10 protein-coding genes are annotated in these 14,318 nt (G+C 43.5%); 1 reads left to right on the top strand and 9 read right to left on the bottom strand.

From position 1 onward, the window contains the following. Window positions 1-22: 22 nt before the first annotated feature. The 4 genes from B9T16_RS10520 to sbcD all read right to left on the bottom strand — a co-directional run bounded on the left by B9T16_RS10520 (window position 23) and on the right by sbcD (window position 6,484). Window positions 23-184, bottom strand: a complete 162-nt coding sequence (locus B9T16_RS10520) for a hypothetical protein (protein ID WP_410244725.1) — start codon at window positions 182-184, stop codon at window positions 23-25. Between the two features lie 559 nt (window positions 185-743). Continuing rightward, window positions 744-2,666, bottom strand: a complete 1,923-nt coding sequence (locus tag B9T16_RS10515) for a GTPase family protein (RefSeq protein ID WP_410244724.1) — start codon at window positions 2,664-2,666, stop codon at window positions 744-746. A gap of 463 nt (window positions 2,667-3,129) precedes the next feature. Then, window positions 3,130-5,190 (bottom strand): thioredoxin domain-containing protein, encoded by a 2,061-nt coding sequence (locus B9T16_RS10510; protein ID WP_410244723.1) that lies wholly within the window; start codon window positions 5,188-5,190, stop codon window positions 3,130-3,132. 64 nt (window positions 5,191-5,254) lie between these two features. Further along, complete coding sequence (gene sbcD / locus B9T16_RS10505; RefSeq protein WP_410244722.1) at window positions 5,255-6,484, bottom strand: exonuclease subunit SbcD; 1,230 nt, start codon at window positions 6,482-6,484, stop codon at window positions 5,255-5,257. A 148-nt stretch (window positions 6,485-6,632) separates the two neighbouring features. Here sbcD and moeB point away from each other — a divergent pair, with 148 nt between their 5' ends. Continuing rightward, a complete protein-coding gene (gene moeB / locus B9T16_RS10500) occupies window positions 6,633-7,805 on the top strand; it encodes a molybdopterin-synthase adenylyltransferase MoeB (protein WP_006617247.1) in 1,173 nt (390 codons plus the stop codon). A 224-nt stretch (window positions 7,806-8,029) separates the two neighbouring features. On the opposite strand, the gene B9T16_RS10495 is transcribed toward moeB, so the two are convergent. The 5 genes from B9T16_RS10495 to B9T16_RS10475 all read right to left on the bottom strand — a co-directional run bounded on the left by B9T16_RS10495 (window position 8,030) and on the right by B9T16_RS10475 (window position 14,011). Continuing rightward, complete coding sequence (locus B9T16_RS10495) at window positions 8,030-10,723, bottom strand: PAS domain S-box protein (protein ID WP_410244721.1); 2,694 nt, start codon at window positions 10,721-10,723, stop codon at window positions 8,030-8,032. After that, entirely contained in the window at window positions 10,674-11,813 is a 1,140-nt protein-coding gene (locus B9T16_RS10490; RefSeq protein ID WP_410244720.1) for a sensor histidine kinase, read from the bottom strand. Before B9T16_RS10490 ends, B9T16_RS10495 begins: the two co-directional genes overlap by 50 nt. Before the next feature lie 164 nt (window positions 11,814-11,977). Then, the gene (locus B9T16_RS10485; protein WP_410244719.1) at window positions 11,978-12,829 is read right to left on the bottom strand and encodes a M48 family metallopeptidase; all 852 of its coding nucleotides are present in this window, start codon (window positions 12,827-12,829) and stop codon (window positions 11,978-11,980) included. 195 nt (window positions 12,830-13,024) lie between these two features. Continuing rightward, complete coding sequence (locus B9T16_RS10480) at window positions 13,025-13,150, bottom strand: hypothetical protein (protein WP_286131395.1); 126 nt, start codon at window positions 13,148-13,150, stop codon at window positions 13,025-13,027. A gap of 9 nt (window positions 13,151-13,159) precedes the next feature. Further along, complete coding sequence (locus B9T16_RS10475) at window positions 13,160-14,011, bottom strand: EAL domain-containing protein (RefSeq protein ID WP_410244718.1); 852 nt, start codon at window positions 14,009-14,011, stop codon at window positions 13,160-13,162. Window positions 14,012-14,318: the final 307 nt, after the last annotated feature.

The following is a 14,318-nucleotide window of genomic DNA, read 5'->3' as shown; positions in this document are numbered from 1 at the left end:
CCTGTCGCTGTGGGTTCTGCTGTCAATGACATTTCCCCACCGGAATATCAATAAACCCGCCCCACCCGGTCATTAATTGATAATGGTAGGGGCGGGTTCTGCTGTCAATGACATTTCCCCACCGGAATATCAATAAACCCGCCCTTTCTTTCCCTGTCGCTGGGGGTTCTGCTGTCAATGACATTTCCCCACCGGAATATCAATAAACCCGCCCCACCCGGTCATTAATTGATAATTGATAATGGTAGGGGCGGGTTCTGCTGTCAATGACATTTCCCCACCGGAATATCAATAAACCCGCCCCACCCGGTCATTAATTGATAATGGTAGGGGCGGGTTCTGCTGTCAATGACATTTCCCCACCGGAATATCAATAAACCCGCCTTTTGGGGAAAATAGGTTATATGCACATAATGGCGTTTTTGTCAAGATGCGGAAAAAAGACGATCGCTTTTCGGGGAAAAACTCGTGCATCGCCAGCTTCAACTTTTGGGGAGAGAATAATTTTTATCGCCATATAATCGGGGTTGTAGCCTCTGTTTTTGCGGATAGACATAGTGAACCCTTGGGTGCGATTTCTTCTAGGGTATCATAACCCCCATTCTCTCGTCAACTTTTTGCCAGCTATTTTCAATAAATTTGTAACAATTCTTAACAATCTTTTGAAGATAAAATTTATTTGGCTGTATAAATTAGCAAAACTTATGGTTAGCTGGGGGGGTGAGAGGGTAGGCTGGTGTGTATTAGGTTTTCTCAGATTGGAAATAGTAATCAAATCGCTTTTCGAGTTGTTCAACCGTGATATTTTGGGTCCAATATTCAACTAAAGCGTGTCCGAAAGCCCAAGCATTATGGTCAGGTGGATCGGGGTTATTTAAAAGTAGCGGCCAGAGGGCGAGAAGGTCAAAATTAGGGGATTTAGTGCGATCGCTGCTGAGGAGACAAAACAGATCATAACCCATCTGCAATTTACCGATCGCCACCGGAAGCTGTTCTATGGGTATTTGTTCAGCCAACAGATAGGCGAGGGTAGGGTTTCCGGTGGTGAGGGTAGAGATAAATTTGAGGACAGGACTTTTTAATAAGGCTGTTAACCCTTGGGTAGTTGCCATTTGGCGGGTATAGCGGTCAATAATTTTGGCTGCGGCGAGAGTTCGGGATTTTTGATCTCGTAAAAATCGGGCTAGTCTTAGTTGTTTGGTCGGTCCGACTGCTTCTACTAAATGGTTGGATAAAATCTCAGCATTCCAAGGATTTCTCTGAGTTGGGGAATCACTCGTAACTAGGGGTAAAACCAGATAGCAAAATTCTCCTAACTGTTGGCGGCGATATTCTGTCGCCTCCCGAATAGCTTTTTCTTTCGGTCTATTTCCAGTTTCCCAATTATAGGGAGGTTGCCATTCTCTGACCGGACGTAAACGGTCAACTTGGGTGACAATAGCGATCGCTTTCAGGTCAGGAACTTCTACACGCATATCCCGCAAAAAATCCCGATCCATTTGTAGGGCTGGGTCTAGGGCTGGTGTGACTAATAATAGCAAATCTGCTGTTTTGGCTTCACTAACTACCAACTCCCGCAGGTCTTCTCGGTTCACTTGTTCATAACCCGGAGTATCCCACAAATTTAGGGATTCTCCTGTCGGTGTACTCCAGTGATAATTTTTAATGCGATCCGTACTGGGAAGAACATCAACTTCCGCGAGGTTAGCCTGAAATAGGGTGTTAATTAAACTGCTTTTTCCTGACCCAGTGCGTCCTACCAACAGAATACTAATCGGTTTTTGTGCCACCTTCTTTTCGGGAGGGTCAGCCTGGGCGATAATCTCCTGTAAAGTTTGGGTTTTCGCCTGGGGTAAATTGTCCTCGGTAACAGTTAACGCCGTCAGAGGAAGTTGTTCGCCACCATAAAGAGCGATCGCTTGTCGGGAGAGGTTTTGTAGGGCTACCTCTCGCATCATTTGACCTAAATTAACTAATAGTTCTTGATTCGCTTTACTGCTATATTTCTGACTCGCTAACCTCGCCGCCGCCGACACAGGATTAAGTATCCATGAAGCCCAACTCCAGACCTGCCATAATTTCCGGGCTGATGGTTCTAATTTCTGGTAAACTTCATAGGCTTGATAGGCTTGTCCTACTGTTACTTTATTTAGCACTGGGGAGAGTTCTTGCATCCACCTATCTAAATCATCTACTGTTCCCCTAATTAATCCATAAGCCTGGGGTACATAAATATCAAGTAGGGGATATTTTACCTCTGGATGATAGATATTAGCAATCACAACTACTAACTCTTTACAGCGTTCCCCAAATTGCCCCCAGTCTAACCAAAATGGCGGATCATTTCGCGATTGTATCAGGATTTCTTGTACCGCTTTTTCTACCTGCGCGATCGCTTCACTTCCTCCCGTCGCTGCTGCCATTTCTTCCGTTAATTGAAACTTCGCAGCCGCCTCGTCTATCGCCGCTTCTACCTGGGCAATATCTGGCTTTGTCCACTTCACTAATAACCACCGCCACCCTAATAATAGCAGCGTGAAAATTCCCCAGATCCAGTTAATGCCCCAGCTATGAATTTGCCACCCTGCTGAGATTAGTAAAAATCCAACTATGATGGCGATCGGACTGACTATAATTGCCCATTTCCAAGGCTTTAAGTTTAGCATTTATCGATTTTCCTAGTCTTCACAAGGTCATATTTCTGCCTATTATCTGGATCTGGTTGGGGATGGTATGCACAAAATGTCTATTTTGTCAAGATGCCTATTTTGGGAGGCCCATTTTTTTGGGAAAATTGGTGCATCGCCAGAGGCAAGTTTTGGTCGGGTAATTGTGCTAATTCCTTATATGACAAGGGTTGTAGACCCTGTTTTTGGCATTTAGACACTATAAGCCCTTGGGTAACATTAATTACAGTCTAGCAGAACCCCTATAAACTCGTCAATGGTTTGAGAATAATTAGCAATAAATTCTTATTAATTCTTAATGTCGTTTTAAATAACAAAACTCTCTAGCCGTATATATTAGCAAAACTTAACTATTTGGGAAGGGTAGCGCCAACTCTTGGGTGAGGGTATGGGTGAGGGTATATGTAGGCTTGGGAATTAATCCCAAGCCAATTTGGGGGTATTATGTACGGGTGAGACTGTCGTGCAATTGAGTTAGCATTTCCGCCTCATCTTGGGCGGGTTTTTTGCATTTGAGACCCTGACAAACCAAGGCGATCGCAGCGGTAGGCAAATTTTGATCAAGTTTAAAAACAGCAGTAGGTAGATACTGCTTGTTTAACTTAGCAATTTGCTCATAATTAGTGCGAACCAAAGTATTATTACAATACCAATCAAAAGCCACAAACAGACTCGGACAGGCTTGTGGAGACTGGCGCATAATACTAGCAAAGGCTTCCAAAGCCTGTCCAGCGCGATCTAAATAGTTCAGGTCTTCTGTTAACAAAAATAGCCGCACCAAATTAGCGATCGCCACCCCATTCGCCGCCGGAGTAGCATTATCCATATAACTACGTTCACGAATTAGCAAAGTTTCAGCATCATCAAGGGCTGTATTAAAATAGCCCCCCAATTCCATACTCCAGAGATATTCGTCCAACTCACTCTGAACATTCACAGCATTTGTCAGCCAAAACTCTGCCAATTCCGGCTGTTGTAAACTAGCTTGATGTAGATCAATTAACGCTTTGACAAATAAAGCATAATCTTCCGCCTGTGATAAGACCGCCACCTGACCATCATAATTAACCCGGTGAAAACGGTCATCAACCCACTGATGTTTGAGGATAAATTTTGCCGCCGTAGTAGCCAATTCCAAATATTCAGAATTATCAAAAACCCGCGCCGCTTTCGCCAACCCAGAAATCATCAGAGCATTCCATGCTACAATCATCTTAGTATCAGTAACCGCCGGAATACGACCCGGCCAGTCCCTTTGTTTAGCCCCTTGATTATTCTCAGCCACCGGGAAAGTTTTAACCTCCTCTGGGGGCGCACCATAACGGACTGCAAACAGTTTAGCCAAAGCCGTTTCTATTAAGGGGTCTAACTCGTCACAATTCCAGCGCTGCAATACTGTTTTACCTTCAAAATTACCCGATTTTGTCACCGTAAATTGTGCTTGTAATTCCCCAAATTCTTCCGAAGTTAGGAAAGTTTCTAACTCTTGATTAGTCCACACATAAAACGCCCCTTCTTCCGGTTCTTTATCCTGAGATGTGACAAAACTATCAGCATCTTGTGCCGCGTAAAAATAGCCCTGTGGCGCAGTCATTTCCCGTTTCAACCATTCCACCGTACCATTTATTGACCGTTGAAAAGCAGGTTGTTTCTCACCCTCAGACCATAGATCCGCCAAAAACTCAAGAATTTGACCGTTATCATAAAGCATTTTCTCGAAGTGAGGAACAGTCCAGGTCGGGTCAACCGTGTAACGATGAAAGCCTCCCGCCACATGGTCATAAATGCCTCCGGTCACTAAGTCTTTTCCTCGTTGCAAACAGGCCGCTTTACCATCTACTTTAGATGAGGAAATTAAGCGACTTCCCCGCCAAGCCATATCTGCATAAGGAATCATCGGAAACCGAGGACCGCCGTAGTTATTCCGACCAACTACTCCCGTGTTAGTTTCTAGTCCTTGTTTCAGTAAATCTTCGGTTAATTCCGAGGGTGGTAAAATCACAGACTGTCGCAGTTGGGTAAGAATTTCCTCCGTGACAGTTTCCAGTTTATTTTTGTCAGTATGGTAAAAGTTCTGAATGGCTTTCAATAAATCCAAAAAGCCAGGCCTTCCGTAGCGGGGTTCAATGGGAAAATAGGTGCCGCCATAAAAGGGGATCCGATCGCCTGGGGTGAGAAATACATTTAACGGCCAGCCCCCTTGACCAGTCATCATTTGTAGGGCTTGCATATAGATGCTATCAATTTCTGGACGTTCTTCGCGATCGACTTTGATGGGGATAAAATTAGCGTTCATATATTCAGCGATCGCCGCATCAGAAAACGCTTCCCCCTCCATAACTGTACACCAGTGACAACTTGAGTAGCCAATAGACAGAAATATGGGCTTATCTTCAGTTCGAGATTTTTCTAAGGCTTCATCGCACCAAGGCCACCAGTCAATGGGATTATCTGCGTGTTTACGGAGATAAAGGCTTGATGATTGGGCTAGACGATTGCTCATAATATTAGATAAGTTCTAGTGCTATTGACTATATTGGGAATTAGTTTAAGTATAGCGTTTTAATTTACTCGGCGGTATTCTCAGCTAACAAACCCTTAGCCGCCTCGATCATATCCTGCTGTAAACCCTTTAAATGGTCGTGGCTATCCAAATAGGTTTTTAGGGCTTCTAAGGGGTCGATCGCACTTCCCGCCGCCAATTGAGGCAAACGAGGGCGGGCCAGTTGACTAATTAATTCCGGTTGGATAGTATAACTGTGGGCGCTGCTGAGAGCTGCGTGCAGTTTCGTCATATCGATCGCATTTAATTGATCTGGTCGCAACTGATACAGTAGTCGCACCACAGCCTGATCAATGTTTTTCTTAGCGATCGCCCCCAGCAACGCCGCTAGGGGGTCATCTTGCTGGGAAATATCCACCCTAATTGTACAAAATGGGCGCACTGGTAAAGGGCAAAATTCCCAAGTCGTTTGATTTTTCGCCAAATTCACCAACACAAACCCCTTATCTTCTTTTTCCTCCGAAAAATCCACCCTTTCAATACTTCCTGGGTACACCACCGGAGGGTTATTAGTAGGATTAAGATTTTGATGTTTGTGAACATGACCCAAAGCCACATAATCAAACTGAGGACGAGTCAACAACCCCAAAGGAAGATTAAAACCTTTCCCCACCGCCAGAAACCTCTCAGCCCCGAAACTAGCGCGATCAACCATTAAATGTCCTAACAATACCGTGGGAATATCCGCATCAAGCCGTCGAATTTCGCCCTCTAAGGCTACCATTAGGCGATCGATGAGTAATTTATTAACCGCCTCCAAAGACAGCCCCTCAGTGTCCGGTCGAGTCAGTAGAGTTGAACGGGTCAACCAGGGGATAGTAATCACCTGAACTAAACCCTGGCGAGTTTGAATGCGATGGGTTTCTAAGCGATCGCCCACCACAAACCCCGGAACCCCCAGAGTCCGATAAATCCCCAAACTCGCCCCTCCCTGTCCTTGGGAATGTTGGTCATGATTCCCCACCAGTAACACCGTGGGAATTTCCGCATCTACCAGGCGGCGAAATTCCTGAGCGAAAGCCTGCTTAACAAATGGTGGCGGCGTAGAATCAGGGAAAGCATCCCCCCCAAACAAAACCAAATCCACAGGTTCTGCGATCGCCCGATCTATACATCGCCCCAAAGTTATCGTAAAATCTTCCAGACGAGTATTTAAGCCAGTTTCCGGGTTGATCCGTCCTTGGGAAAAACCACTACCTAAATGGATATCCGAAAGATGCAGGACTTTAATCATCAAATTCTCGCCATAGGTATCAATAGCAGGTTACTGTTACCTAAGTAGTTTACCAAAGGTTGGGGTTGAAAGCCTTGTCGTTTTCCAGACACTTTGTGATATTGTAGGTTTCTGAGAACGGTTGCATATTCCCTTGCCAGACCTTGCCATGCTAAATCCGAATTTGGATGAAATCCAGTTACAGCCAGACGAATACGAACGCTATTCCCGTCACCTGATTTTACCAGAAGTCGGGTTAGACGGTCAAAAGCGTCTGAAAGCGGCCAGCGTCCTCTGCATTGGTACAGGTGGACTCGGTTCACCTCTGCTATTATACCTAACCGCAGCAGGGATTGGTCGCATTGGGATTGTCGATTTTGATATTGTAGACAATTCCAATCTCCAACGCCAAATCATTCACGGGACCTCCTGGGTGGGAAAACCTAAAATAGAATCTGCCAAAAATCGGATTCTCGAAATTAATCCTAACTGCCAGGTAGAGTTATACAATATTCGCCTCAGTTCCGAAAATGCCCTGGATATTATTAAATCCTATGATGTAGTGGTAGACGGAACCGATAATTTCCCCACCCGTTATCTGGTCAATGATGCTTGTGTTTTGTTAAATAAACCCAACGTCTACGGGTCTATCTTCCGATTTGAAGGTCAGGCTACCGTTTTCAACTATGAAGGCGGACCTAACTACCGCGACCTATATCCTGAACCCCCACCCCCTGGGATGGTTCCTTCCTGCGCCGAAGGTGGAGTTTTAGGGATTTTACCAGGCATGATTGGCGTTATTCAAGCCACTGAAACCATTAAAATAATTTTGGGACAGGGACGGACTCTTAGCGGTCGCTTACTCCTTTACAATTCCCTAGATATGAGTTTCCGGGAATTGAAATTACGGCCTAATCCTGAACGTCCGGTGATTGAAAAACTCATCGACTATGAACAATTCTGCGGCATTCCCCAAGCTAAACAGCAGGAAGCAGAAGAAGCCGGATCTCTGGCGGAAATGACGGTAACGGAATTAAAATCCCTGATTGACAGTGGTGCCGATGATTTTGTATTGATTGATGTTCGGAACCCTAATGAGTACGAAATCGCCAAAATTCCCGGTTCTGTTTTAATTCCTCTACCCGATATTGAACAGGGGAAAGGAGTTGAACAGGTTAAAGAAATGCTCAATGGTAATCGTCTAATTGCACATTGTAAAATGGGAGGGCGATCGGCCAAGGCTTTAGGCATTCTCAAGGAAGCTGGTATTGAGGGGATTAATGTTAAAGGCGGAATTACCGCCTGGAGTAAAGAGGTTGACCCTTCCGTTCCACAATACTAACCTATAGGGTGTAAAATGGTGCGTCAGTATGATTAACTGGTCTGACGCACCCTACTATTCTTTAAATGGTGCGTCAGTATGATTAACTGGTCTGACGCACCCTACTATTCTTTAAATGGTGCGTCAGTATGATTAACTGGTCTGACGCACCCTACTATTCTTTAAATGGTGCGTCAGTGGGATGATTCTCTATTATTCATGATGATCAATCGGTCTGACGCACCCTACTGGGGTTTGGTTAAATCAATTAGAATATCATAGCGAAAATCATTAGCTAACTGGCTCAGATAATCAGCTAGGGGTTTATATTCACCAGGAATTTTAGCGATAGTGTCAGCAATTAACCGACCGTTTAGTTTAGTGGCAGCTTGATGTAATTCTTTTAGCCAAAATTCCGGCATTACAGAAAGATTTATTTCCGTTTTATCAACAGATGTGTTATAATTAGGATTGGCTGACTTTTGGGATTCAGAAATAGCGAGATTTTCGGCTAATTGCGATTTATTTTGTTCATAGATAAAACGGACTCCGAGATGTTTAACTATAGTTTGTAATAGCTGGTCTACCCGGAAAGGTTTGCGGACAAAATCATCACACCCAGCCGATAAAACAATGGATTTTTCTTGTTGGAGGGCGCTGGCGGTTAGGGCAATAATTACAGTAGCTTGACCCTTGAGGTGGCGTTTAATTAGCTGGGTAGCTTCATAGCCATCCATAACCGGCATTCGCATATCCATAAAAATGAGATGGGGTTCCCATTTCTCCCAAATAGCGATCGCCTCTTGACCATTTTCTGCCTCTCGGACATGGAAACCCAAGGGGTTCAATAATTTGACAACTAATTTGCGGTTAGTCCAGTTATCGTCAACCACCAAAATCCGATATTCCGGCTGATTTTCTGCTAAAGCGATCGCCCTCCCTGGGGATTTTTCCGAGTTTCTAGTCACCGCCTCAGCCATACTTACTTGAATATCAAACCGAAAAATTGTGCCTTTTCCTCTCTCGCTACTGACTTGAATTTCCCCACCCATTAAACCAATAAACTTTTGAGTTATCGACAGTCCCAAACCCGTCCCCTGCTGAGAATTACGACCAGTTTCTGTTTGCGAAAATGGTTCAAAAAGCAAATCCATTTCCGAGGCATCAATACCCGGTCCGGTATCCTGAACCTCAAAGCATAGTTGCCCCAAATTATGGTTAAATTTACCCAATTTTACCCGCAAAATCACCCCACCTTGCAAAGTGAATTTAATAGCATTTCCCAGCAAATTAGTTAAGCATTGACGCAGTTTTTGTTCATCAGCATAAATATAAGTTGGGATATGATCATCAATGGCAAAATCTAGGGTTAATTTTTTCGAGGAGGCTGGCAATTCTAGCATTTCTCGCAGAGAATTAAGTAACGAGATTAAATTAAAATTAGTGGGATTTAGAGAAACTCTACCCGCCTCAATTTTCGACATCTCCAAAACATCATTAATCAACTCTAAGAGATGTTCACCACTGCGACCGATAATTTCTAAATGTTCTTTATGGTCAGATAGAGGAATATTAGGACTATGATATAATTCCCTTTCCATTAATTGAGTAAATCCCAGAATAGCATTAAGTGGTGTGCGTAATTCATGACTCATGCGGGCGAGAAATTCACTTTTAGCCCGACTAGCAGTTTCGGCGGCTTCCTTGGCTTGTTGAAGGGCTATTTCAGTTTGTTTGCGATCGCGAATATCTCGGACTACAGCGCAGCCATATTCCCGGTGATTATATTCTAAATAACTCAGGGTAATTTCCACAGCGATCGCCTGACCAGTTTTAGTATAATGACTTGATTCAAAAGTAAATGAACCTTGGTCTCGCAAATCATCCCAAGCAATTGACCAACCACCAGGAGAGGCGAGCGGGTCGATATCTTCCACTTCCATGGTCAGTAATTCTTCTTGAGAATATCCCAGAATTTTACAAGCCGCTTCATTCACATAAAAAAACCTGCCATTAATATCACTAAATAAGACATAATCCCTAGATTTATCAATCGAAAATTGAGTTAAACGCAGCTTTTCGTCAATTTCTTTACGTTCGGTAATATCTTCTAAAACTCCCAAAATTCCCAACACATTACCCTGAGAATCTAACATAGGAATTCTGCTAACATCTAGCCAAATTCGCCGCCCTCCCGGTCCCAGCTTTTGTTTAGGTGCTACCACATTCATTTCCGGGGTGCAAGACTCTAAAACCTGTCTATCTTTTTCCCGGTAAAACTCCGCAATATCAGCATCTGCAAATAAATCAAAATCCGTCTTTCCAACTACTGATTCTGAACCATCAAGTCCGGCGGCTTCCGCCCAATTTCGGTTACAACCTCGAAATACTAAATTAGTATCTTTCCAAAATACTTGTTGGGGGATATTATCCAGAAGTAGACGTAAATACTCCTCTTTTTCGCGAATTTCTTGCTCGGAACGTTTGCGTTCGGTAATGTCAATAATTTGAGCGATCGCACAGAGAGGATTTCCCATGACATCCAAACGCAGATAACAAGTAAGAATCCCATAAACCCAGTATCCGTCTCGATGACGGTAGCGTTTTTCTAGGGTATATTTATCAATTTCTCTGTTGATTAATTGCCCAAATTTTTTGCGGCAAATATCCCCATCTTCCGGGTGGGTAATTTCATTAAAATCTAAGTTAATTAAATCCGCTTGGGAGTAGCCCACCCACCGACAAAAAGCTCTATTGACTGCCAAAAAATAGCCCTCAGTTGAGATTTCCGCAATCCCAATGGGGGCTAAATGAAATAAATCTCGCAGGCGATTTTCACTCTCAGCTAGGGCTGTTTCTAGCTGTTGTAATCGATGTGGTAATTTATGGTTATTCTGATTCATATCTCGGTAAAGTAAAGTAGAAACTGGTCCCCACATCCAGATCAGACTCTACCCAAATTTCCCCACGATGGCGATCAATAATTTTCCGACAAATGGCTAAACCGATACCATTTCCTGGGTATTCTTGATGGGTATGTAGTCGTTGGAAAATCTGAAAAATGCGCTGGGTTTTATCCGCCGGAATACCAATCCCATTATCATGGATACCAAATTGCCAATTTTGATTTTTTGGCATTACAGAAACCGTGATTTTTGGCGGTATACCAGGACGGTGATATTTAACTGCATTAGCAATCAAATTTTGAAATAGCTGTCCTAACTGAAGGCGATCGCAAAATACAATTGGCAGTTTCTCGGAGGTAATAGTCGCCCCACTTTCCTGAATCGCTAAACTTAAGTTACTCAAAGTTTCCCCTAAGACAATATTACAGTCAGTCGCCTCAAAAGCAGCTTGTTTCGTTCCCACCCGGCTATAGTGTAGCAGATTTTTAATTAATTCCTGTAGTCGCATTCCCTCATCTAAAATCGGAAGCACATACTCTTCTGCTTCTTCCTCCAGGTTAATTTGTGATTTCAGGGTCAGCATCAATTCCGCAAATCCCGTAATTGTCTGAAGCGGTTGTTGTAGGTCGTGGGAAACAATATAAGCAAATTGTTCAAGTTCTCGGTTAGAACGTTTGAGATCCTCATTCAACTGCTGTAGGCGCAAGTTTTGATTTTGTAATTGTTTCTGTAGTCTTCTAATCGTCAGTTGATGTTCAACTCGCGCCAACACTTCCTCAACTTGAAAGGGTTTAGTAATATAGTCAACTCCCCCCACCGCAAAGGCTTTCACCTTATCGATAACATCATCTAAAGCACTCAGAAAAATTACAGGTATATCAGCCGTTTTCTGTTGAGATTTTAAGGCTTCACAGACCTGATAACCGTCCATTTCCGGCATTTTGATATCTAGCAACACGAGATCCGGCGGTTGATTAGCAACTGCCATTAGTGCTAATTGTCCATTAATCGCACATTGTACATCATAATCGCGATCGCCAAGAGTTGCCGACAATACCCGCAAATTATCAGGTGTATCGTCAACTATTAAAATGCTACCCTTTTCCGGATCTAAACTGTTCACAAAATCTGATGAATATAATAGGGAATTTTCCAGAAATCATCTGGTCAATGTTGCTGGTCAGTTTGGTACTGCCACAATAATACCACATATAACAATAAACTCTCCCCTATGGAAGGGAAGAGTTAAACCGGGAGCCAAATTCTCCCACCACTATCAACTTTTAACTAAGATAGCAGTTGTGTGACTACTTGTCTGTATCTTTGATCATTCATTCCTCCGCTTTGTCCTGCTAGTTGTGGATCAATATGCCGTCTCATGGCTTCAATGCGATCGCGGGTGGCGGGGTGAGTGCTTAAAAATGTGGGAGGAGAACTGCTACTTAGAAGTTTTGCCATAAAGTCTAGAGCTGCTTCTTGAGCATATCCAGCCCTACCCAAATTAATGATTCCCAGTTCATCTGCTTCAAATTCTGCACTGCGACTATTCGGCCGTCTTAGGGCTAATTCTACCCCAATTTGTACCGCCCTATTAGTATCAAGTCCAGCCGCCGAAGCCACACCTTGAGCGATCGCCATTTCTCGCATTTGTTGAATAGAATGACGACCGACAATATGCCCAATTTCATGAGCAATTACACTAGCGAGTTGTGCTTCATTATCGGCGGCGTTAATTAAACCTGTATGGATATAAACAAATCCCCCCATAGTCGCAAAAGCATTAATCCGAGAATCATCAACTACTTGGAAAGTATAGGGAATATTAGGGCGATCGCTAGTTTCTACCAGTCGCTGACCAATTTGGTTAACATACATAGCTAAATCGCGGTTACGATGCAAACGAAACTCGCGACCTACCATCTGATCATTGATTTGTTTACCAATATTGACTTCTTGGCGATCAGAAATAGTAGAAAGTTGGATAACTTGAATTCCTCTAAAAATCAACTCCGGGATAGAAATCGCTTGGGTAGCGGGGATAGAACTTAATAAAATCCCACATACCACCGTTACTGATAGCAGTGGATACAGCAAGCGACGGGTATTTTTTCGGAGTTGAGGCAGGTAATTTTTAAACATAATTAAACAGTTGTTAGGGTGGAAAAAAGCTAGGCTAGAACATTACGAGGAATCCCAAAGGCTGGAAGGGTATGGTTGCACTATTTAATAGTTCGGGCGATCGCCCACAATTCAGGAAAAAAATATGTGATCCTCCTTAATGTTAATGTTCCCATCTTTATCCTTGGCTTTCTCCCTGGTTTGGTGGTCAATCATCTAATTGACGCGCTTAGGTGCATAGCTACTGTTGAATACAGCGATCGCCCCTACTACACAGGGTGTGATACCATAACTATATTCTACCCGTATTTGAGACTGACAATCACTAAAAAAAGTTGCCATTCCCAAAGTTCACCCCAAAAATTGGGCGGTTAGGGGGTGAGGTGGAGTCAGATAATATCCCTGAGCGTAATCTATTTCCAGGTCTCGGAGGGTTTCAAAGGCTTGGGAAGTTTCTACCCCGTTGGCTATGGTCTGAATAGCTAAAGACTGCGCCACCAACTGAATTATTTGGACAATAGAGCGATCGCCTAAGTCCTGGACAATATCTTTCACCAAATCATCGGCTATTTTCAGATAGTCAACGCAGACATAGTTCAGATAGTCCAATGGGGAATGCTGACTACCGACTTGATCCACTGTAACATAATAGCCCTGGGTTTGCAGGTGAGCGATCGCATCGGCCGCCTTTTGAGGGTTAGCCAGAATAATTGATTCCGCAATTTCCCAGCAGAATAGATCCGGTGTCAGGTCTCGTTTAAGCATTTCTTGCTCTAATTTTTGCCACTGTCGGTCATTATATAGAGTCCGACTCGATACGTTAATAGCCCAACGATACTTTTCCCGATTTTCCGGGCTAGTTTCCGATAACAAATCTAATACTGTTTTAATCACCCAGCGGTCTATTTTTTCAGATAATCTTCTATAGCCTGGGGTTATTTTTGGTAAAAACCCGGAACTTGGAACCCCTTGACCTGTCTCATCAATAAGTCTGATTAAGATCTCACAGTATCCCTTTGACTCCCCGTTGTTTAGGGAGATAGCTTCTTGAGTATACAGACCCAACCGCTGTTCTGACCAAGCCTTTTTAAGCAGCTTAATCTGGTGGAGGCGATCGCCATAGTTATCAGCATCGCAACCAGGTAAACAAATAAATTTCGACTGACTACTTAAATCAGTTTTTAATGCCGCAGACCTTCTCATAAAACTTGACCCCCAACTTAGCTCAGACAGGTGAGCAGATATTATTCCCTATTTCTACGATAACTAGCCTAGGTAAAATAACGATGAAGATTTGATGAGATTTTTCTTAGGTTAGTTGTGGCGAGCCAAGTCTGACGGTCTGTGGAGACCCTGAAACATTACCGGAAACTCTACAGGTGTCAATCCAAATCTAGAAACTGAGATGTGAAAACTTCCACTGTCTCTGTATTGGGGGTGATACTCAATAACCCGAATCGGTGATCAAAAGTCCATTTCCACCCTAAATGTAGGTGTAGTGATAAGGTAA

The organism is Arthrospira sp. PCC 8006 (genome assembly GCF_046480465.1).
In the GTDB taxonomy this organism is placed as follows: Bacteria; Cyanobacteriota; Cyanobacteriia; order Cyanobacteriales; family Microcoleaceae; genus Limnospira; species Limnospira platensis.
This window is presented reverse-complemented; position numbering and strand designations above follow the sequence as displayed.